The following is a 21,757-nucleotide window of genomic DNA, read 5'->3' as shown; positions in this document are numbered from 1 at the left end:
GGAACGAAACATAAACAAACCCCGCCCGACCGCAACTCCTAACGGCGACGCAGGACGGAGCCATGTGTGCGGCAATCGTGCGAGCGGGACCGCTGCCCGATGTTAAATTGCCGATCAGCCGGCGTGAGACAGCGCTTGGAAGGTGCTTTTCGCCAATCTGACATTCTTCGAAAGACGATCAGATGGCGTTGTGGATTGGACTATATTTCCTGGCGATCAACATCGCTGCCTATTTCGCCTTCGTTTCCGACAAGGCCAAGGCGAGAGCCGGTGCAAGACGCATACCGGAGAAAAGCCTCCTGCGCCTTGCCCTTCTCGGTGGCAGCATCGGCGCCATTTCCGCGCAACGAATCATTCGCCACAAGACCCACAAAGAGCCTTTCCGCACATGGCTGAACGCGATCGCGTGCCTGCAACTTGTCGTGATGGCGGGCTTAGCGGTCGCCATGCTGCTTTTGGGACCTAACAAGATCCTCCACTGGGCGAGTCAGCAATTCAGTTGAGTGGGCCGTCGCTCGACCAGCACCGCTTCACCCGTGGCCCGAGGCCAGTCAGCAATTCATAGGCAATGGTGCCAGCGGCTGTCGCCACCGCGTCGATCGGCATGTCCGGGCCGAAGAATTCCGCCCGCGCGCCGGGGCGGACGGCATCTTCGGGAAGGTCGGTGACATCCAGGAGGGTGAGGTCCATCGACACTCGACCGAGCACCGGGACCCGCCGGCCGGCGAGTATGGCGTCCGCTCCGGGCCGCAGCTGACGCATCCCCACGCCGGCGCCCGACGCGGCACGGTGGTAGCCGTCGGCATAGCCGATGCCGACGGTGGCGATTCGGGTATCTCTGCTCAGCCTTGCCGCCGCGCCATAGCCGACTGCCTCGCCGGTTTTGGCGACTCGCACCTGGAGAACCGAGGCGGTCAGCCGCGCGACGGTCCTGACCGCTTCCGACGAGCCGGGGCCTGCCTCGCCGCCATACAGCGCGATGCCGGGCCGTGTCAGATCGAATGCGTAGTCGGGGCCAAGAAAGACACCAGCGGAATTGGCAAAGGACCGGGGAACCGACGGAAACAGCCCGGCGAGCGCCCGAAACCGTTCGAGTTGCTCGGCGCTCTGCGATGTCGCCTCGTCGGCGGAGGCCAGATGGCTCATGACCAGGCACAGGTCGAGCTCGCCGGAGGCGGCGAAGTCGGCGGCCAAGCGGGCATCTTCGGTTCCGAGGCCGAGCCGGTTCATGCCGGTTTCGAGCTGTACCGCGGCGGGCGCTTTGCGTGCGGTCGCGCGCATCCCCTCGCGCCAGACGGCGATGTCGTCCGGCGTCGAGAGCACCGGCGTCAGGTTTCGCGCCAGATGGAACGGAACCGTAGCGGGCTCCAGGCCCTGAAGCACGTAGATGCGAGGCGCTGCAGACGTGGTCGACGCGTTGGCCGGCAGCCGGTCCAGCGAGTCGCGCAAAGCGGCGCCTTCCTCGGCCCAGGCGACGAAGAAATCGCGGCAGCCGGCTTCCGACAACGCCGCTGCAACCTCGGCAGCGCCAAGGCCATAGCCGTTCGCCTTGACCGCCGCGCCAGTGCGGGCGCCGGGATTGCGGGAATCCAGCATCCGCCAGTTGGCGATCAGCGCGGCGCGGTCGATCTCGACGACCGGCATGCGGTCCGGCCTCACGCTGGCCGGGATCGGGAAAAGCGGCATCGTCAGGAGACTACTCGAACCGCTCGGGAAGATAGCTGTCGTCCGCGAGATCGGTGAAGCGCGTGTATTCGGCCTGGAAGGCGAGGGGAACGGTTCCGGTCGGGCCGTGACGCTGCTTGGCGATAATCACCTCGGCCTTGCCGCGCGCGTCGTTCAGGGCCTGCTCCCATTTCAAATGTTCGTCGGTGCCCGGCTTCGGCTCCCGGTTGGCGAGGTAATATTCGTCGCGATAGACGAACATCACCACGTCGGCGTCCTGCTCAATCGAACCGGATTCGCGCAGATCGGAGAGCTGCGGCCGTTTGTCGTCGCGGCTTTCCACCTGTCGCGAGAGCTGCGACAAGGCGATGATCGGCACGTTCAGTTCCTTGGCCAGGGCTTTGAGGCCGGTGGTGATCTCGGTGATTTCCTGGACGCGGTTGCCTTGGGTCCGGCTGGAGCCCTGCATCAGCTGGACATAGTCGATGATCATTACGTCGAGCCCGCGCTGCCGCTTTAGACGCCGGGCGCGGGCCGAAAGCTGCGCGATCGAGATACCGCCGGTCTGGTCGATATAAAGCGGCAGCTTCTGCATCATCTCCGAGCAGCCGATCAGCTTGGTGAGTTCCTGATCGTTGATGTTGCCGCGCCGGATTTTCGACGAGGAGATCTCGGTCTGTTCGGAGATGATGCGGGTGGCGAGCTGTTCGGCCGACATTTCCAGGCTGAAGAAACCGACGACGCCGCCATTCTTCGCCTTGAAGCTGCCGTCCGCCTGCTCGGCCGGCTCGTAGGCGGCCGCGATGTTGAAGGCGATATTGGTCGCGAGCGAGGTCTTGCCCATGGCCGGACGGCCCGCGAGGATGATCAGATCGGAGGCCTGCAGCCCGCCCATGCGCCCGTCGAGCCCGATAATGCCCGAGGAAACGCCGGAGAGGCCGCCATCGCGGTCCTTGGCGGCGGTGGCCATCTGGACGGCCAGCGTCACCGCGTCGGTGAAGGACTGGAAGCCGCCGTCGTAGCGGCCGGTCTCGGCCAACTCGAACAGGCGGCGCTCCGCGTCCTCGATCTGGCTCTTCGGCTCCATGTCGAGCGGCGCGTCGAAGGCGATGTTGACCACATCCTCGCCGATCCGGATCAGCGAGCGGCGAATCGCCAGATCGTAGATCGCCCGACCGTAGTCGGTGGCGTTGATGATGGTCGTCGCCTCGGCGGCAAGCCGCGCGAGATATTGTGCGACGGTGAAATCGCCCACCTTGTCGTTGGCCGCGAGGAACGTCTTGATCGTCACCGGATTGGCGATCTTGCCCATCCGAATCATCTCGGACGTCTTGCCGAAGATCTCCCGGTGCAGCGGCTCGAAGAAGTGGTCGGGTTTCAGAAAGTCGTGGACGACATAATAGGCGTCGTTGTTGACCAGCATGGCGCCGAGCAACGCCTGCTCGGCCTCGATGTTGCTCGGAGCCTCACGATACAACGCCGTTTCGTCATCGATTTTACGCGCCGCATCCGCCATGCCGCGTGACCTCTACCGCCGTTTCAGGATGTGCTCGGACTACACCATGGACCGCCGTGATCCTAGCAAATTGGCACTCTTGCGACGATATGAATGGGTTCGCTGAAACCTGTGAAGCGCTGTGCATAACTCCGGGGATAAAATCCGCCGCACGTTGACACCAGATTGCGCGCAAAACCGCGCTGGTTACTCCGCCGCGTTGCGGCCGCCCCATGATTCGGAACGCCTAGCGTGGTCCGCAGCCTGTTCCTTCTGCCGCAACCGGGTCTCGGTTTCGTAGATGTAGTCGCGCGCGGTCGGGAGGGTATCGAGCTTCTTCGTCAGCTGGACCTGGAACACGACGAGATCCTGCCAGCGAAACGCCGTTTCGGACACCGCGAGGTAAAATTCCCACATGCGGCAGAATCGCTCATCATAGATCGCCTTGGCCTCCTCGCGCCGGGCTTCGAAGCGTTCCCGCCAATGCCGCAGTGTGTCGGCATAATGCAGCCGGAGAACTTCGACGTCGGTGACGATCAGGCCGCTGCGCTCGGTGGCTTTCGTCACCTGCGACAGGGAGGGCAGGTAGCCGCCCGGGAAAATGTATTTGCCGATGAAGGCGTTGGTGTTCGCCGGCTCTTCGATTCGCCCGATCGTGTGCAGCAGCATGACCCCGTCGTCGTCGAGGAGACGCGCGCATTGCCCGAAATAGTCTTCATAGAAGTCGAGACCGACATGCTCGAACATGCCCACCGAGACGATCCGGTCGAAGGGGCCTTGGGTGTCGCGATAGTCTTCCAATCGGAAATCGGCGTGTCCGGTAAGCCCCGAGTCGGCAGCCCGACGTTGCGCGATCGCCAGCTGCTCGTCGGACAGCGTGACCCCGGTCACCTTCGCGTCAAGGTGCTGGGCCATATACAGCCCGAGCCCACCCCAGCCGCAGCCGACGTCGAGCGTCCGCAGGTCCGGCCGGTCGAAGAAGAGCTTGGCTGCGATATGGCGCTTCTTGGCCAGCTGGGCCTGGTCGAGGCTGGCATTCGGATCTTCGAAATAGGCGCAACTGTATTGCCGGTCCGTATCGAGGAACAGATCGTATAACTGGCTCGACAGGTCGTAATGGTGATGGACGTTGGCGCGTGCCCGTTGCGGCGTGTTGTTCTGGATATAGCGGCGATAGAGCAGTCGCATCCGGGCGATCGCCTGCATCCAGGGTTCGTTCGCCGCATCGCTGCCGCCATTGCGGAACACCAGGCTGAGGAGGTCGAAGATGCTGCCCTCGACCATATCGACGCCGCCATTCATGTAGGCTTCGCCGAATTTAAGACCGGGGTTGATTGCGACACCCCACTCCGCCGACTTCGAATTGAACCGAATGTGCAACGGTTTGCCGGTCCCGTCGCCCCATCGCGACGAACGGCCATCCGGATCCGTGACGGTCAGGTTCCCGAAGCGAAAAAGGTGGGAGAGATAGGTAGACAGAACGCGGTTCGTCATCGAAATCCCCTGACCTTGGTCCAGAGAATCCGCGGCCACTCATGGCCGCCGGAGTGCGAAAACATAAGCTGCGCTGTTAGATTTAGGTGCAAAGACGCCAATGGCAACAAAAAAGGCTCCGCCGAAGCGAAGCCTTTCACACTCTCACGCTGACTGCATGCCGAACGCGGCTGAAATCGCGCCGGTCAGCCCGCGGTTCTACTGAGCTTCGTCGCTCTCTGCCGTGTCGTCGGAAGCGGACGCTTCGCCCGAAGCATCCTCGCCGTCGTCCCGCTCCTCGCCGTCTTCCTGCTCCTCGTCGTCGAAGCTTTCCTCTTCGTCGAGGCCGTAGATGGCATCGGCGGAGGTGAGTTCCTCGCCGCGGGCCTGACGCTCTGCCTCGTCGGGAGAGCGGGCGACGTTGATCGAAATCTCGACTTCGACCTCGGCATGAAGCGCGATGGTGATTGGGTGCAGCCCGATCCGCTTGATCGGCTCGTTGAGCTGGATCTCGTTGCGGCCGACCTTGAAGCCCTCGCCGGCGAGGATGTCGGCGATGTCGCGGGTCGATACCGACCCATAGAGCTGGCCGGTTTCGCCGGCCGAGCGCACGACGACGAATCGCTTGCCTTCGAGCGTCGCGGCGACGCTCTTGGCTTCGCCCTTGCGCAATTCGTTGCGAGCTACCAGCTGGCTCTTCTCCGCTTCAAAGCGCGCGCGGTTGGCATCGTTGGCGCGCAGCGCGCGACCAGTCGGCAGGAGAAAATTGCGGGCGAAGCCGTTGCGCACCTTTACGGTGTCACCCATTTGGCCGAGCTTGGCGATGCGTTCGAGAAGAATGACGTCCATGATCTTGTCCTTTCTGGATCGGGATCGGTTGTTCAGGATTGGCTGAGCGACGGCCCTTGTCGGCCGCGCCAGGTTTCGAAGAGCCCGAGCGCCATGAACAGCACGATCGGGAAAGACAGCAGCAGGATCGCCGCATAACTCGTAAACAGCACCAGGCCTCGGCCCGGACGCCCCCGGGTGCGACGATGGAGGCTCGCCAGCCCCACCAGGGTGAAGGCGGCCCCCAACGCACCGACGACAACGGCGGCGACGAGGCCGATGGTTCCGCCGATGAAGGCGACCGCAAGCGCCACGCCGAAGATGAGAAGGGTTGTTTTCGGCAAGTGGGTCGCCGAGGGGATATCATCCTTGGGTCGCGGCAAGCGGCCGGATACGCGCACGACGGCCGCGCCGAGATAAAGCCCGCTGACGAGCGTGACGGTCAGGAGCGCCGGCTGGACGTAAGGCACGAGAGCGATGACCAGTTTCGCGAACTCGCGCAATTGCGTTTCGCTCAGCGTCTCCATCCCTGGGCCGCCGCCCTGGCCGAGCGCCTCGACAACCGCCGGGACGAACCCGTCCGGGTCATAGCCGAGCAGCCACCCGAGAAACAGGCAAGCGACAATCGCCATCGCCGAGATCGCGAACAGCACGCGCCCCAGGGGGTACCAGTCGAGATTGCTCCTGGATTTGCCGGCCGAGGCGGCTCCGTTGGCCAGCAAGGGTTCGACCGTGGGACGCGCCAATCCGGCAAGGTGGCCCGCGACCGCCATCGGCAACGCCATGGTCCCGAACAGGGTCAGCGCGCTCGGGACGGACAGGGCAATGGCGTAAATCGTCATGCCGGCGACTGCGGACGCAATAAAGCCAGCGACCGAACCCCAGCCGAGACTGGCAATAGCGATCGGGATGGGGGCCGCCAGGGCAAAACTGATCGCCGAGGTCGACTGCAGCACGAGCCCCGCGAACAGAAGCGCGCTGGCAAGGCCCGATACGACGGCGATGAGGAGCGTGGCTGGTTTCATGACGTCTTGCGCTGTCCTGCTCGCGGCAGTTAGAGGCCTCGGCCCCAACTAGGCTGAATGACATTCCGTCCGCGGCCTGACGCGGAGGGAAGCGGAGCGGCATCGCGAGACGCCGCTCCGGATCGAGTAGACGAGTTTACTTGATCAGGTAGGGCAGCAGGCCCAGGAAACGGGCACGCTTGATCGCACGGGCAAGCGCCCGCTGGTTCTTCTGCGACACAGCGGTAATCCGGGACGGGACGATCTTGCCGCGCTCGGAAATGTAGCGCTGCAGGAGGCGAACGTCCTTGTAGTCGATCTTCGGCGAATCGGTGCCGGCGAACGGATCGGACTTGCGGCGGCGGTGGAACGGCCGGCGGGTGGGAAGCTGAGCGATATCGACCATCTGGGGCTACTCCGAATCGTTGTCGCGGGGACGGCGAGGGCGATCGTCGTCGCGATCGCGCCGGGGACCGCGGTCTTCGCGACCGCCACGATCGTCGCGACCGCCACGGCGGGGCCGGTCATCGCGCTTTTGCATCATGGCCGACTGGCCTTCCTCGTGCTCATCGACGCGGATCGTGATGTAGCGGAGAATGTCCTCGTTGAAGCGCATCTGGCGCTCCATTTCCTGGACCGCCGCCGACGGGGCGTCGATGTTCATGAGGGTGTAGTAGGCCTTGCGGTTCTTGTTGATCCGGTAGGTCAGGGTCTTCAGACCCCAATTCTCGACCTTGCCGACCGACCCGCCATTGGACTCCAACACGCCACGATACTGCTCGACGAGCTGATCGACCTGCTGATTGGAGATGTCCTGGCGCGCGAGGAATACGTGCTCGTAAAGAGCCATGCGCTATCGCCTTTCCATGTTTCGTTCGCATTTTGCCTGGGTACAGCGGCTAAGCCTCTGCGACTTCCCTGCGAAACCCGACGATCGGGTCAATTTGGAAAGGCGCCTGTACGAGAGCGTCGAGAGCGGAGACACGGGAAGCCGATGCCCTGCGGCATCCTGTTGCCGGCAATCCGGCAGCCTTCCGTTCAGCCCCCAGCTGAGACCCAAGCATTGACGGTCGCGGACCTATCCGGTTTGCGCGGAATTTTCAAGCCCTTGTTGAAATCGAAGCAATGGAGGCGACGCCGCGTCCGCTATCGGCGCCGTCGCGGCACGCGCGTCAAGCTGCGGCCATGTCGGTAGGTCCATCCGACGCAGGTGCGCGGATTGAGTTCGGGCGCTTGGAGGTCAGGCGGTCGCGGCGCGGTGGTGGGACGAACCGCTCGGCATCTCTCTCCGCAGTCGCTCGAGCAGGACCTCGGGTGCTTCCGGGTGCCCCAGATAAAAACCTTGCCCCTCGATCGTGCCGAGGGCGCGCAGTTCTTCCCATTGTTCCGCCGTCTCGATTCCTTCTGCGGTGAGTTTCAGTCCCAGTCGACCGCAAAGGTCGAGGATCGTGGCAACGATGGCGTGGGTGGATTCGTCCCGTCCGATGCCATTGATGATCGAGCGGTCGATCTTGACGCGGTTGATCGGAAGCGCCTGGATGTATGCCAGACTTGTATGCCCGGCGCCGAAGTCGTCGATCGCGATTTTGATGCCTGCATTCTGGATGGCCAGCAGGGTTTTCCCGACCAGCTCTTTGTCGGTGATCGCCACGCTTTCCGTGATCTCGATCTCCAGAAGGTTCGGGGGAACCCGGTGGATCTCAAGGGCGTGGGTTAACTGGCTGACGATTTCCTCACGTGCCAACGAGATCGGCGAAAGGTTGATCGAGGTAAAGGGATGCTCGATGCCGGCATCGATGAACGCACGCATGCATTCGACCGCGCTCCGGATCACCCACAGATCGATCAGCGTGATCAGTCCGCAGCTCTCGGCGATGGGAATAAACTGCGACGGCGGCACCATCCGTCCCAAGCGCTTGTTTTCCCATCGGATCAGAGCTTCCATGCCGGTGATCCGTCCCGTCCGGAGGTCCAGTTGCGGCTGATAGACGAGGGTGAATGATTCCTCCGAGACGGCCCGGCGCAAATCCAGTTCCAGGCGCCGTCGCTCGCCCATCTTCCGTTCTTGAGCGGGGTCGAAATGAGCGACGCCGCCGCGGCCGTTACGCTTGACCTGATAGAGCGCGACGTCGGCCGCTCGTTGCAGATCGTCGACGGTTCTGCCGTCTTCGGGCATCGAGGCGATGCCCGCCGAGCAGCCGATGGTCAGCGTCAGATCGGCGATCGGAAAGGGTTGTGAAATGAGACCCACCAACGCTTTCGCCACCGCCAGGCATTCGCCCGGATTGGGCTTCTCGATGACGACCGCGAATTCGTCACCGCCAAGGCGGAAGGCCGTTGCATTTCGTTCCAAGCCCGACTGGATGCGCTCGGCGACGTTTCGCAGCAGCAGATCGCCGACCCCGTGTCCGTAGTCGTCGTTGACAAGCTTGAAATGATCGAGATCTACAGTGATCATGGCGCCGACGGTTTGGTGGCACTCGTCACCGTTCATCAATCTCGCCCAAGTCTCCGCGAAAAGCGTGCGATTGCCGAGCCCGGTCAAGGGGTCATGTCGGGCCATATGCTCGATCTGCTTGCGGGCAACGGTCAGCGACGTGACGTCGGTCAACGCCAACATGCGTTCGGGGACGACGTGAGCACCGTTCCACGGTGACATCGCCACGATCAGGTGCCGCGAATGGTACGGCATTTTGAGTTCGGCCTGGAAACTTTGGGACATGCGAATCTTGTCTGCGAAAGACTCGCCGTCGGTCGGCCTGATGCGCGCGAAGAGATCTGTGCCGGAGGGGGCCCCCTCGAACATCTCGCCCGCGGCGGAATTGGCGAACAGCACATTTCCCGTCGCATCTATTTTAATGAAGCCGATTGGCGCGGTCTCGGCCATGGCGCGGTATTCCGCTCGGCTTTCGCGCAATCGTTGCGCGCTGACGATACTGCGGGTCACGTCGATATAGAGAGTGAGCGAACCAGCCTCGGCGGTTCTGGGAAAGGAGCGCGCGAGAATCCGGCGTCCGGAAGGGCGACATGCGAGAACCTCCACTGCGGTGCCGCTTTCCACGCGTGCAAGATGGTCGGCCGAGATGAAGTCGTCGGGATGGTCGCCGCGTTGCTGGCAATACGCGGTGATGGCATGCCGCGGCAGACCGACCCGCAACATACCCGCAGGAAGCTCCATATAGCTCGCTGCCTTGGCGTTGAAGAAGGCCACGACCTGGCCCTCGGCGGCATCGTGATCATAGAGCACGACGCCGTGGTCCGTGTTATCCAGCATCTCGCGCATCATGGCGTGCTCGGCCGTGATGCGCCTCTGGTCGCAATCCGCCTTCTTCATCTGAAGCGTATTTTCAATGTCGATTCCGCCATCGATAAACCTGTGATCGTGTCGTCAAAGTTGGTCGACTGATATTTTCTTCGGATTCCGTTGAGACAATCTTAAGTTGATCGTACAAACCCGCACACCACCGTTTTATTGCGATACTTCGCCGCCAATGCCGCTGCCCTTGACAGGGACGCCTTCCCCAAACCATTGCGAGCGTCAGTTACGAGGATGATCGGGAGTACTCGCATGACTATGGCATTGGTCTTCCCAGGGCAGGGCAGTCAGAGCGTCGGCATGGGACGCTCGTTGTTCGACGCCTATCCGGATAGTCGCAAGGTCTTCGAGGAGGTCGACGAAGCGCTTGGCGAAAAACTGTCGTCTCTGATCTTCGAGGGCCCCGAAGACGGGCTGACCCTGACGCAGAACGCGCAGCCGGCCTTGATGGCCGTCTCCATGGCCGCAGTCCGCGCGCTTGAGTCGGAAGGCTTCGGGATCGGTCAGGCGAAATTCGTCGCCGGGCATTCGCTCGGCGAATATTCGGCGCTGACGGCGGCCGGCGCACTGACGCTTGCCGACACAGCCAAGCTCTTGCGCATTCGCGGTCTGGCCATGCAGCAGGCTGTCCCGCCGGGGCGGGGGGCAATGGCTGCGATTTTAGGGCTCGAAGCGGGCGAAGTTGCGCGGCTTTGCCAGGACGCGGCCGAGGACGGCGTGTGCGAACCGGCGAACGACAATGGCGGCGGGCAGATCGTCATTTCCGGCGACAAGGCGGCCGTCGACCGGGCTGTGGCGCTGGCGCCCGAGCGGGGCGCCAAGCGCGCGATCCCGCTCACGGTCTCCGCGCCCTTCCATTGCCGGCTGATGCAGCCGGCCGCGGATCGCATGGCCGAGGCCCTTGCCGAGGCCAGGATCGACGCACCGGTCGTGCCGGTCGTCTCCAACATCACCGCGACCCCGACATCCGAGCCGGACGAAATACGGGGCCGCCTCGTTCGCCAGGTGACCGGTCAGGTCCGCTGGCGCGAAAGCGTCGAGTGGCTGGCGGGCGCGGGCGTCACCAGCCTCGTCGAGATCGGCAGCGGCAAGGTACTGACCGGGCTTGCCCGCCGCATCGACCGCAGCCTCGAGGCGAAGGCCATTGGAACCGCCGAGGACGTGCGGGCCTTTGTCGAAGGCGGCTGATCCACAGACGGCAAGAACCGAAAACGAGAGAGGGGACACAGATGTTCGATCTGACCGGGCGCAAGGCGCTCGTTACGGGAGCCAGCGGCGGAATCGGCGAGGCGATCGCCAGGGCGCTTCACGGCGCCGGCGCCTCCGTCGGTCTCCACGGCACCCGTCGGGAGAAGCTGGAAGAGGTCGCCGCGTCACTCGGAGATCGCGCGACGGTTTTTCCCGCCAATCTGGCGGACCGGGACGAGCAGAAGGCACTGGCCGAAACGGTCGAGAGCCAGATGCAAGGGGTCGATATCCTGGTCAATAATGCCGGGGTGACGCGCGACGGGCTGTTCGTGCGCATGTCTGACGAAGACTGGGACAGCGTCATCGAGATCGACCTGACCGCGGCCTTCCGTCTCACCCGTGGTCTGACGCATCCGATGATGCGCCGCCGATTCGGTCGAATCATCAACATCACCTCGATCGTCGGCGTCACCGGCAATCCGGGCCAGGCAAATTACTGCGCCGCGAAAGCCGGGATGATCGGGTTTTCCAAATCGCTCGCCCAGGAGATCGCGTCGCGTTCGGTCACGGTGAACTGCATCGCACCCGGCTTTATCGCCAGCGCCATGACGGACAAGCTCAACGACAAGCAGAAAGACGCGATCATGGGGGCAATCCCGATGAAGCGGATGGGCGAAGCGGACGAAATCGCCGCAGCGGCCGTATTCCTGGCGTCGAACGAGGCGGCCTATGTCACTGGGCAGACGCTGCACGTCAACGGCGGCATGGCCATGATCTGACACGACCCTGTGCGCGACGCTTGGCCCGCGCGACGGAGCATGCTAAGCGCCCGCCACCAAGAAGAGATTTTGCCGTTTTCGTTGTGGTGGACCGCGACACTGTGGACCACCAAGCTTGATAAAGCGCCGCCCCGCGTCTAACGAAAGCGGCAGCACCAATCGCAATAGAGGACTGAACATGAGCGATACCGCTGAGCGAGTGAAGAAGATCGTCGTCGAGCATCTGGGCGTCGAGCAGGAAAAGGTCACCGAGAACGCGAGCTTCATCGACGATCTGGGTGCCGACAGCCTCGACACGGTCGAGCTCGTCATGGCCTTCGAGGAAGAGTTCGGCGTGGAGATTCCCGATGACGCCGCCGAAACGATCCTGACGGTCGGCGACGCGGTGAAGTTCATCGAAAAGAACCAGGCCTGACGTTTCTGGCGGAGCGTCCGCCGGGGCGATTGAGCGATTGATGAGACGAGTAGTCATCACGGGCGTCGGTATGGTGACCCCCCTCGGGGCGGGTGCCGGCGTCACATGGAAGCGTCTGCTGAACGGCGAAAGCGGCTTGGGGCGGATCGAGGGCTTCGAGGTCGACGATCTGCCTTGTCGGATCGCGGGCCAGATTCCGCGCGGCGATGGCCAGAACGGCACCTTCGATCCAGACCACTGGATGGAGCCGAAGGAGCAGCGCAAGGTCGACGATTTCATCCTTTATGCCGTCGCGGCGGCATCGGAGGCGCTGGATGACGCGAACTGGCATCCGGAAGCCTATGAGGACCAGATTACCACTGGTGTTCTGATCGGGTCCGGCATCGGCGGTTTGCGCGGCATCGAGAAGACTGCGCTGATCCTTGCCGAGAAAGGGCCGCGCCGTGTCAGCCCGTTCTTTATTCCCGGCAGCCTGATCAATCTGGCATCCGGCCACGTCTCCATCCGCAATGGTCTCAAGGGGCCGAACCATTCGGTGGTGACCGCGTGCTCTACCGGAGCCCATGCGATTGGCGACGCATCACGGCTGATCGCCTTTGGCGATGCGGACGTGATGGTGGCCGGTGGAGCCGAATCTCCGGTCGGCAGATTGTCGCTGGCGGGATTCGCCGCGTGCAAGGCTCTCTCCACCCACTTCAATGACGAGCCGACCAGGGGCTCACGTCCCTATGACCGCGACCGCGACGGTTTCGTCATGGGTGAGGGTGCCGGTATCGTCGTTCTGGAAGAGTTGGAGCACGCCAAAGCCCGCGGTGCCCGAATCTATGCCGAGGTCATCGGCTACGGTCTTTCGGGCGATGCGTATCATATCACCGCGCCGGCGGAGGATGGCGACGGCGCCTATCGGTGCATGGCGGCCGCGATGAAGCGGGCTGGCGTCTCCGCGTCGGACCTGGATTACGTCAACGCTCACGGCACGTCGACGCCGCTCGGTGACGAGATCGAGCTTCGCGCCATCGAGCGCCTTGTCGGCGATGCGGCCGACGGCATCACCATGTCGTCGACCAAGTCGGCGATCGGTCACCTTCTCGGTGCGGCCGGATCCGTCGAGGCGATCTTCTCGGTGCTGGCGATCCGCGACAATGTTGCGCCGCCCACGCTCAATCTCGACAATCCGTCGGTTGAGACGAAGATCGACCTCGTGCCGCATGTGAAACGCGAGAAGCCGATCGACGTCGCGCTGTCGAACTCATTCGGCTTCGGTGGAACGAACGCATCGCTGGTTCTGCGTCGTTTCGCCGACTGAGTGAGTGGCGGACGAGCAGGGCGCGGACCTAGCGCCATCCGGGCTTTCGCCACATTCCGGTGTGCTTCGGCGGCCACGAGGAATTTCATTCAGGAGTGATCCGGTGATCGACCAACCAGGTGCTGAACGGGATCGCGGCTCGCATCGAAGCGGCGGCGGGGACGGGTCCCGCGCGCCAAAATCGGCGCGTCGCTCGCGCCATTCCCGCAACCAGCTCGTTATTTTCCTGAACTTCTGCCTTTCAGCCTTGCTGTTTCTGATGCTCGGCGTCGGCGCGGTCGTCTATTGGGGCAAAAGTCAGTTCGAGGGCCAGGGACCGCTGCGCGAGGAAACGACCTATGTCGTGCCGCGCAACACCAGCGTGCAGACGATCGCAAGTGGGCTCGAACGTGAGGGGATCATCAGCGATGCCCAAATCTTCGAATATGGCGTTCGTTTCGCGGGCGCCGGCGGCGCCCTGAAGGCCGGCGAGTATGGTTTCACTCCGGGAACCTCCATGCGTCAGGTCATGGAAAAGCTTCGCGTAGGCGCTTCGATCACCCATTCGGTATCGGTGCCGGAGGGCTGGACCGTCGAGAAAGCATACGAGAGGATCGCCGAAGCGGAGGTGCTCACGGGCGAGATGCCGGACATGCTCCCCGAGGGCACGTTGCGCCCAGACACCTATCTCGTGCAGCGCGGCGCGACGCGCAAGGAACTCGTGCAGCGCATGAAAGAGGCTCAGGACAATCTGGTCGCGGAGATTTGGGCGAAGCGCGATCCCGACATTCCGGTCAAGGATGTTGGTGAGTTCATTACGCTCGCTTCGATCGTCGAACGGGAGACCGGGATCGCCAGCGAGCGGCCTCATGTTGCGTCCGTGTTCATCAATCGTCTGAACAAGGGCATGCGGTTGCAGTCCGACCCGACCTTTCTCTACGGCGTCTATGGCGGCGGCGGCAAGCCGAGCGACAAGCCGGTTACGCAATCCGACATCGACAGCGACACGCCCTACAACACCTATAAGATCAAAGGACTGCCGCCGGGTCCGATCGCCAATCCCGGACGCGCCGCGTTGGAAGCCGTGGCCAATCCGATCGAAACCGATGATTTCTATTTCGTCGCCGACGGCACCGGCGGGCATGTCTTTTCATCGACGCTCGATGAGCATAATCGCAATGTGCAGAAATACCGGGCTATCGAGCGACAGCAACGGGTCGACGCGGAAGCGCCGCAATAGGCGACCTGGCACCGGATAGCAGACGAGGGGTGAGGCGATGTCCGTCCAGAGCATGACGGGCTTTGCCCGCCACGAAGGGGCCACCGACGGCGTCGACTTCGCCTGGGAATTGCGCTCGGTCAACGGCAAGGGGCTCGACCTGCGCTTGCGCCTGCCGCCGGGCTTCGAGGCGATCGAGGCGGACACTCGCCGGCTTGCGGCCGCACGGCTCACCCGTGGGAACATCCAGGCCAGCCTGCAGCTTCGGCGTGACGACGAACTGCCGGTCTTCACCGTCAACGAAGCGATGCTGGATCAGGTGTTGTCGCTGTCGAGCCGCCTTGTCGCCGACGGCCATGCCGGCCCGCCGTCCTCAGACGGAATCCTGGCGATCAAGGGCATTGTGGAGGTGGCCGAGCGGACGCTGGCGCCAGAGGCCCGCGAAATGCGCCAGAAGGGCGTTGCCCAAGGCTTCCTCGCGGCCGTGGAAAAACTGGTCGCAGCCAGGGAAGCCGAAGGCCTCGCCCTTTCCGAGATCCTTGCGCTTCGCCTCGGCGAGATCGCGGCGTTGATCGAGCGCGCAGAGGACGATCCCAGTCGGTCGCCAGAAACCATCCGCCAGCGACTGCGAGGCCAGATAGGTGAGCTTCTCAACGCGGATGAGCGGCTCGATGAAGGGCGTCTGCATCAGGAGGCGGCGATCCTTGCGGCGCGGGCTGATATCCGGGAGGAGATCGACCGCCTCCGGGCCCATGTGGAAGCGGCCAGGGCGCTTTTGGCCACAGGCGGTCCGATAGGCAGGCGACTCGACTTTTTGTCGCAGGAATTCAATCGCGAATCGAATACGATCTGTTCCAAGTCGAATTCGACGTCGCTGACCGCCATCGGCCTGGAACTGAAGGTGGTGATCGATCAATTCCGCGAGCAGGTGCAGAACATAGAATGACGTCGATATTCGATACCGAATCCGCGCTCGCGATCGCACGCCGCGGTCTGATGCTCGTGCTGTCCTCGCCGTCGGGAGCCGGGAAATCCACGATCGCGCGCAATCTCCTCGATTCCGATCCGCGTTTTTCGCTGTCGGTCAGCGTCACCACGCGCAAGCGCCGGGCGAGCGAGATCGACGGCGTTCATTACCGCTTCATCGACCGGGCGGAATTCGAGCGGATGCGAGCCGGCGACGCGTTGCTCGAATGGGCCGAGGTGCACGGCAACTTCTACGGCACGCCGCGCGATGCCGCCGAGAAAGCGATGCGGGAGGGCAGGGACATGCTCTTCGACATCGATTACCAGGGCGCTCTGCAACTGCAGGAGCAGGCCAAGGCGGACATCGTCTCGATCTTCATTCTTCCCCCGACGATGGCCGAGCTGAAAGCCCGGCTCTTGCGCCGCGCCGAGGATTCGGGCGAGACCATCGCGGTACGGCTGAAGAATGCGCGCGTCGAGATCGAGCGCTGGCGCGATTACGACTATGTGGTCGTCAATGATGATCTGGACCGCGCCTTTTCGGCGGTGCGATCGATCATCAACGCCGAGCGGCTTCGCCGCGACCGGCGACCGGGATTGTTCGACTTTACCGCCACGCTGCTCGCCGAAGAGATCGATTAGAAGCTACGCGCTACGGATTTGATTGGCGAGGCGGACGAACTCCGAGACGGTCAGCGTCTCGGCGCGGCGCCGCGGGTCGATGTCCGCCGCTTCGAGCANGCGCTACGGATTTGATTGGCGAGGCGGACGAACTCCGAGACGGTCAGCGTCTCGGCGCGGCGCCGCGGGTCGATGTCCGCCGCTTCGAGCAACGCTTCGCCGCCCAGGGATTTGAGGCTCTGGCGCAACATCTTGCGACGCTGACCGAATGCGGCAGCGGTGACGCGCTCGAGCGCGTCGAGCGAAGCCGGTTCGGGATCGGCTATCGGCAGCAGATGGACCACGGACGAGGTCACCTTTGGGGGGGGCGTGAACGCCTCTCGTGAGACGTCGAACAGGATGCGCGCGCGTGTCCGCCAGCCAGTAAGCACACCGAGGCGGCCGTAATGATCCGAGCCTGGGACCGCGACGATGCGTTCGGCCACCTCGCGTTGGAACATCAGCGTCAGGCTTGACCACACGGGCGGCCAGTGCGCCGTCGCGACCCAATTCAAAAGCAGTTGGGTTCCGACATTGTAGGGCAGGTTGGCCACGATCTTCAGCGGCCCGGCATGCGCGATCGTCGCCGGATCGATTGTCAGCGCGTCGGCTTCAATGATCTCAAGACGGCCAGGGTAGTGAGCCGCGATCGCCCTGAGCGCCGGCAGACAGCGCCCGTCCTTTTCGATTGCGATGACCCGATCGGCACCCTCGGCCAGTAGGGCGCGCGTGAGTCCGCCGGGCCCAGGACCGACCTCGACGATCGTTGCTCCAACAAGCGGATGCGCCTGCCGCGCGATCCGCGCCGTCAGATTGAGGTCGAGCAGAAAGTTCTGGCCGAGACCGCGCTTTGGATCGAGGCCATGCTCGGTCATCACGGCGCGCAAGGGCGGCAGCGTATCAGACGGGCTCACGCGCCGGTGGCCGTGCTTGCAACGGCGGCTGCTGTCGCCATTCTGTCGGCGAGACGCAGAGCAGCGATGAAGCTGTCGGCGCGCGCTTTCCCTGTTCCGGCGATGTCAGAGGCAGTGCCGTGGTCGGGAGACGTTCGGATGATCGGCAGGCCGAGCGTCGCATTGACGGTCTGGTCGAAGGCGAGCGTCTTCGCCGGGATCAATGCCTGATCGTGATACATGCAAATGGCGACGTCATAGCCGCGCCGCGCCTCAGGATGGAACATCGTATCGGCGGGCAGCGGCCCGAATGCGTCGATCCCGGCGGCGCGCAGATGCGCGATTGCCGGCCGTATGACCGCCTCGTCTTCGCTGCCGATCGCGCCCTTTTCACCGGCATGGGGGTTGAGGCCGGATACCGCCAGGCGCGGCGCCGGGATTCCCAAGCGCTCGCGATAGTCGGCCGCGACAATCCGGCATGTCGTTTCGATGAGTTCGGCTGTCAGGCTGCCGGGAACCGCGGCGATGGGAATATGGATCGTCACGGGAACGCAGGACAGTTCCGGCCCGGTCAGGAGCATCACCGGGGTGAACGATGCACCGAGTCGTCTCCCGCAGAGATCGGCGAGATACTCGGTATGGCCGGGATGTCGAAACCCGAAGTCGTATAGCGCTTTCTTGTCGATCGGGCCCGTGACCAGCGCGGAGGCCTGACCTTCAAGAACCAGCGCCGTCGCCCGGTCGATCGCCTCGATCGTGCCGGCCGCGTTGACGGGATCGACGACGCCGGGGGCTTCGAGATGACGGTTCACCAACGGGAGCACCGCCAGCGCGCCTGGCCGGATCGCTGCCATCTCAGACGGCGTCGCGATGGTGTGGATGTCGACGTCGTAACCGAGGCGGTTTGCCCGCTTGGCCAGCATCACCGGATCGGCGAGGAGAAAAAACAACTGCAGATCGTTCCGGTGATGGACATGGATCGCCAGGGCGATGTCGGGTCCCACCCCCGACGGTTCGCCCACAGTGACCGCGATCGGCGCGAGATTGGTCGAGGCCTGTGTGGCCGGTGAACTCATCGGCGGACGATCCGGGCCTTACTCTTGAGTTCCTTGAGGAAGGCCGCATCTGGCTCGCCACCTTCGCCCAGCTTTTCCAAGTCGCGCGACTGGAACACCATGGCCGCGGCGATATCGTCCGAAATGTTGCGGCTGTTGCAGACGGCGATGAACTCGACGCCGCGGTCGGTTTCCTTCACCGGCGTCGTCCTGCCGACCGACGTGTTGATGATGTCGTCCTTCCAACGTGGCGGCAGTTCCGGCTGGGCAACGCGGCCGAGATCGCGCACGGTCACATCCCGCAGCGACTTGGCGACGTCGTAGGTCGACTCGCACGAGCGGAAGCGCGAGCGCATGCTGTTGGCCTCGCTCGTCCGCTTGCCGAGGAGCGATTTACGCTGCCCGTCGGGTACGACGAAAATGACTTGCTGCAGCGTGTATTCGGTGGTCGTCGGTTTCTTGCCGCCCTGAGCGAGCATGCGCTGAACGACCTCCTGCTCGCTGAGCTTGTCGCTGGTCCGCAGCTTGGACTGGATGGCCTGACCCCAGCCCATCTGGACGCGGATGTAATCCTTGAAGGCGCTTGCGGAAAAACCGGCGCGCGTGAGCACTTCGCTCAATTGCGTCTGGTTCATTTTGTTATCCGCCGCGAATTTTCCGAAGGCCTCCTCGACGGCAGCATCGGGGATGTTGATCCCGCGTCGCCGGATTTCCTGTTTCTTCAGTTCCTCGTCGATCAACTCGTCGGTCGCCTTTTGCGTGGCGTTGCCACCGACCCGGCGCAGTTTGAGGAAGGCCGCGCGCTGGCGGATCTGATAGGTCGTGATCGGTTGATTGTTGACGACGATGCTAACCTCGGACGCCGCCTGGGCGGGAGCCCCCGTGGTGGCAACCATTGTCGCGGACGCGGCAACAAGGGCAAGGGCAACCGCTGTGTGGTTGATGAAATCGCGAACGGTCATGGTCCGACCAACTCCCTTGATGATGGCGTGCAGGTACATTGGTACGTCACCTATAGCGAGGCTTTGGCGAAAGGATGGTGATGGCAAGTGCCTCGCGTACCCCAGCGACGAAGGGCGGCTCCGAACCTACGAAGGCCGGGTGCGGGACTACTTCTCTTCACTCAGATCGTAGGATTGACTGAAATCGGAGATCGTTCGCAGGCCGACCTGGAACATCAGCGTCTTCGAATTCGACTCCTGCGTATAACGATCGATCGTATCGCTGTAGGAAACAAGCAGGCTGAAACATTCGTCGGCATACCCGATGCCGAACTTCTTTTCGACTACCGCGCTGTTTTCAATGTCGTAGCCCAAAGCACCGGAAGCCGTCCAGTTTTCAGCGAATTTCAGGCTGCCTGAGGCCGTGACCTGGCTGCGATCGGAGATCGAGCCATAGGTCGGCTGGGCCGCGATGTTCGTGTAGGTGATCTGCGCGCTGGCCAGAGCTGAAGAATAGGAGCCGTAGACATCGCTTCGGCGCAAAGCGTAGTCGACCTCGTCGAACCGTCCCTGGGCACCGAATTCGAACCCGATCGGCGTCCCGAAGGCCAAAGAGGTCACATAGTCGGAGCGGTCGGTCTCGAGGCCGGAATCGAAGCCCACGAGCGCCAAATCGGTTTGGGCGAACGAATTGATTCCGCCCAGCTGGTAGGACTGGCCGACGACGGCATCGATCGTATAGCCGCTGTCCAGCGCTCCGGCGTAGCGCAGGCCGACATTGGCGCGGGTTCCGCCCTCGATCCTGTCGTAGCCGGAGAATTTGTCGAGCTGGAACAGATTGCCGGTGTTGAAGACGAGGCTCTGCGCGTCCTCGTTCGGAACGAAACCGATTTGGGTCTCATCCGGCCGAACGACGATTTGGCCGATCGGCTCGATTACATGGGAGGCGTTCGCGGTTTCGATCAGATAGGGATAGCGCGCCTCGATCGCAGCCGTCGCCATGCCGCGTGCACCGGACTCGTCACGAGTGAGTGCGCCGATGGAACTGCCAATCCCATCGGATTCCATGTCCGTGGCGAAGAGGTCGCCGCGCAAGGATGCGGTTGGACTGAGGACAAGCCCCGATGACAGCGTATAGGTGTCGCTCCAGGCTGCTTGCGCGGTGCCGCGGGAGTAGTCGCCTTCGAGGCCATTGTAACGTAGGATGTCGGTCCGGTACTTGCGGCAAACCGTTCGGCTGTCGATCTCGAGAATTGCCGACGGTTCACAAATCCTGGAGAGCGAATCCTCATCCCGGTAGAGCGAAGCGACATTGAGGTCCAGCTTCACTTCGCCGCCGAGGACGGTCTCCTGTTCGATCCGTTCGTAGTCGAAGGCCGGGGCGACGAGCGGCTGCGTGTCGTCCTGATTGGGATTCACCGACTGATATTCGAACTTTTGGCCGCGCAGGTCGAAGTAGCTCTGGTCGCCGAGGCCGGTCAGGTAGATTTCCGACGTATGCAAGGTCGAACCGAAATTCGCGATGTCGTAGGTGGCCGAGAAGTTCTCATCCGATTGCAGGAGAATGTCCCAACCGACGGTCCAACGCTCGTTCAGCGCGAAGCGCCCCGTCGTGCCAATCATGCCGCGGTCGGTGTTGGCGAAATCGGGGGTGGTGTAGGAGGCGGTATTCTTGTCGGCAAAAGCACCAGGATCCTGCTGGATGATTCCCGCCGTCTGCAGAGTGAAAAAGCCGTTGCTGACCGCCTGGCGATATTCGGCCTCGGCCAGGAAGCCCTGCTTTGTGTAGTAGGTGCCCGCGACCGTGACGTCCTTGTCGTCGGACAGTGCGATGAAATACGGCACGCGCAGCCCGTAGCCCAGTTCCTCGGACGAACGGAAAGCCGGCGTCAGAAACCCGGATTTGCGTTTGACCGTCGGGTCCGGGGACTGGAAATAGGGCAGGTAAGCGATCGGGGCGCCGAAGAATTCGAAGCGCGCGCCATAATAGCGGATCTCTTTCTCGGTCTGGTCCCAGACAATCTTGCGCGCCTTCACCTGCCAGAGCGGCGCCCGATCCGGATGCGCCCGGCATGCCTCGCACGCCGTATAGACGCCTTGCTGGAATGTCGTGACGCTGCCGTCGCGCCGGACCGCCTCGGTTGCGGCGAAGCGCGTGTTGTCGGGCGCCTCGATCCGCAGCGCCTTGACGAAGCCATCGCGGAAATCGTCGGTGATGTCGATCGTGTCCGCGTAGAGCTTATTGCCGTCAGGCTGTTGCAATTCGACATCGCCGGACGCGACCAGCCGACGGGTCTTCTGGTCGTAGACGACTTGGCGGGCGACCAGCTTGTAGGATCCGTAGTCGATCTGGACGCCGCCGGAAGCCGTTACGACCGAGCTGTCGCTGTCATAGGTAACCGTATCGGCTTCGAGAAACATCTGCGCCCCATCGGGAGCAGCAATGTCCGTCGGAAGTGTCGATTGAGCATACGCGAGCGTGCCAGCGAAACCGAGGCCGCAAGCGGCCGTTCCCACCAGAAGAAAGGCTTTCAGATGCGACCGGGTCCCCCCCAGTCGTCCGCGATCGGTCCCC

General features: G+C 63.1%; 20 protein-coding genes. 8 read left to right on the top strand and 12 right to left on the bottom strand.

Annotated features, from left to right (window positions below; all coding sequences use genetic code 11):
* The first annotated feature begins 182 nt into the window (after positions 1-182).
* Entirely contained in the window at positions 183-503 is a 321-nt protein-coding gene (locus VSX60_RS12880; protein WP_327624613.1) for a DUF1294 domain-containing protein, read from the top strand.
* Here VSX60_RS12880 and alr read toward each other — a convergent pair.
* The 8 genes from alr to VSX60_RS12840 form a co-directional block, all read right to left on the bottom strand.
* Entirely contained in the window at positions 496-1,686 is a 1,191-nt protein-coding gene (gene alr, locus VSX60_RS12875) for an alanine racemase (protein WP_327624612.1), read from the bottom strand. The genes VSX60_RS12880 and alr overlap by 8 nt on opposite strands.
* A 10-nt stretch (positions 1,687-1,696) precedes the next feature.
* Positions 1,697-3,181, bottom strand: a complete 1,485-nt coding sequence (locus tag VSX60_RS12870) for a replicative DNA helicase (RefSeq protein WP_327624611.1) — start codon at positions 3,179-3,181, stop codon at positions 1,697-1,699.
* 186 nt (positions 3,182-3,367) lie between these two features.
* Positions 3,368-4,654, bottom strand: a complete 1,287-nt coding sequence (locus VSX60_RS12865; RefSeq protein WP_327624610.1) for a cyclopropane-fatty-acyl-phospholipid synthase family protein — start codon at positions 4,652-4,654, stop codon at positions 3,368-3,370.
* A gap of 198 nt (positions 4,655-4,852) precedes the next feature.
* Positions 4,853-5,482, bottom strand: a complete 630-nt coding sequence (gene rplI / locus VSX60_RS12860) for a 50S ribosomal protein L9 (RefSeq protein ID WP_327624609.1) — start codon at positions 5,480-5,482, stop codon at positions 4,853-4,855.
* Between the two features lie 32 nt (positions 5,483-5,514).
* Positions 5,515-6,486 (bottom strand): hypothetical protein, encoded by a 972-nt coding sequence (locus VSX60_RS12855; RefSeq protein WP_327624608.1) that lies wholly within the window; start codon positions 6,484-6,486, stop codon positions 5,515-5,517.
* Between the two features lie 136 nt (positions 6,487-6,622).
* Complete coding sequence (gene rpsR / locus VSX60_RS12850) at positions 6,623-6,871, bottom strand: 30S ribosomal protein S18 (RefSeq protein ID WP_206455025.1); 249 nt, start codon at positions 6,869-6,871, stop codon at positions 6,623-6,625.
* A gap of 6 nt (positions 6,872-6,877) precedes the next feature.
* Entirely contained in the window at positions 6,878-7,315 is a 438-nt protein-coding gene (gene rpsF / locus VSX60_RS12845; RefSeq protein ID WP_327624607.1) for a 30S ribosomal protein S6, read from the bottom strand.
* 390 nt (positions 7,316-7,705) lie between these two features.
* Positions 7,706-9,799, bottom strand: coding sequence for a putative bifunctional diguanylate cyclase/phosphodiesterase (locus tag VSX60_RS12840; protein ID WP_327624606.1), 2,094 nt, complete (start codon positions 9,797-9,799; stop codon positions 7,706-7,708).
* Positions 9,800-10,033: 234 nt separating this feature from the next.
* Between VSX60_RS12840 and fabD the strand changes: the two genes are divergently transcribed.
* The 7 genes from fabD to gmk all read left to right on the top strand — a co-directional run bounded on the left by fabD (position 10,034) and on the right by gmk (position 16,275).
* A complete protein-coding gene (fabD, locus tag VSX60_RS12835) occupies positions 10,034-10,969 on the top strand; it encodes an ACP S-malonyltransferase (RefSeq protein ID WP_327624605.1) in 936 nt (311 codons plus the stop codon).
* A 41-nt stretch (positions 10,970-11,010) separates the two neighbouring features.
* Complete coding sequence (gene fabG / locus VSX60_RS12830) at positions 11,011-11,748, top strand: 3-oxoacyl-[acyl-carrier-protein] reductase (protein ID WP_327624604.1); 738 nt, start codon at positions 11,011-11,013, stop codon at positions 11,746-11,748.
* A 178-nt stretch (positions 11,749-11,926) separates the two neighbouring features.
* Entirely contained in the window at positions 11,927-12,163 is a 237-nt protein-coding gene (locus VSX60_RS12825) for an acyl carrier protein (protein ID WP_026358398.1), read from the top strand.
* Between the two features lie 40 nt (positions 12,164-12,203).
* Entirely contained in the window at positions 12,204-13,469 is a 1,266-nt protein-coding gene (fabF, locus tag VSX60_RS12820) for a beta-ketoacyl-ACP synthase II (protein WP_327624602.1), read from the top strand.
* A gap of 103 nt (positions 13,470-13,572) precedes the next feature.
* Positions 13,573-14,688 carry an endolytic transglycosylase MltG gene (gene mltG, locus VSX60_RS12815; protein ID WP_327624601.1) on the top strand — a complete coding sequence of 372 codons (1,116 nt, stop codon included), beginning with the start codon at positions 13,573-13,575 and terminating at the stop codon, positions 14,686-14,688.
* Between the two features lie 37 nt (positions 14,689-14,725).
* Positions 14,726-15,613: a YicC/YloC family endoribonuclease gene (locus VSX60_RS12810; protein WP_327624600.1), complete on the top strand. Its 888-nt coding sequence runs from the start codon at positions 14,726-14,728 to the stop codon at positions 15,611-15,613.
* The gene (gene gmk / locus VSX60_RS12805; protein WP_327624599.1) at positions 15,610-16,275 is read left to right on the top strand and encodes a guanylate kinase; all 666 of its coding nucleotides are present in this window, start codon (positions 15,610-15,612) and stop codon (positions 16,273-16,275) included. The genes VSX60_RS12810 and gmk overlap by 4 nt, the downstream gene beginning before the upstream one ends.
* A gap of 50 nt (positions 16,276-16,325) precedes the next feature.
* Here the strand turns inward: gmk and rsmA are convergent, their stop codons facing one another.
* The 4 genes from rsmA to VSX60_RS12785 form a co-directional block, all read right to left on the bottom strand.
* Positions 16,326-17,168: a 16S rRNA (adenine(1518)-N(6)/adenine(1519)-N(6))-dimethyltransferase RsmA gene (gene rsmA / locus VSX60_RS12800; RefSeq protein WP_442873095.1), complete on the bottom strand. Its 843-nt coding sequence runs from the start codon at positions 17,166-17,168 to the stop codon at positions 16,326-16,328.
* Positions 17,169-17,203: 35 nt separating this feature from the next.
* Positions 17,204-18,262 carry a 4-hydroxythreonine-4-phosphate dehydrogenase PdxA gene (pdxA, locus tag VSX60_RS12795; protein WP_327624597.1) on the bottom strand — a complete coding sequence of 353 codons (1,059 nt, stop codon included), beginning with the start codon at positions 18,260-18,262 and terminating at the stop codon, positions 17,204-17,206.
* Positions 18,259-19,203, bottom strand: a complete 945-nt coding sequence (locus tag VSX60_RS12790) for a peptidylprolyl isomerase (RefSeq protein ID WP_327624596.1) — start codon at positions 19,201-19,203, stop codon at positions 18,259-18,261. Before VSX60_RS12790 ends, pdxA begins: the two co-directional genes overlap by 4 nt.
* A 147-nt stretch (positions 19,204-19,350) precedes the next feature.
* Positions 19,351-21,603: an LPS-assembly protein LptD gene (locus VSX60_RS12785; RefSeq protein ID WP_327624595.1), complete on the bottom strand. Its 2,253-nt coding sequence runs from the start codon at positions 21,601-21,603 to the stop codon at positions 19,351-19,353.
* Positions 21,604-21,757: the final 154 nt, after the last annotated feature.

Source organism: Aurantimonas sp. A3-2-R12, from assembly GCF_036016755.1.
Lineage (GTDB): Bacteria > Pseudomonadota > Alphaproteobacteria > Rhizobiales > Rhizobiaceae > Aurantimonas > Aurantimonas coralicida_A.
The sequence above is the reverse complement of the archived record's forward strand: the minus strand, read 5'-3'. Positions and strand labels throughout refer to the sequence as shown.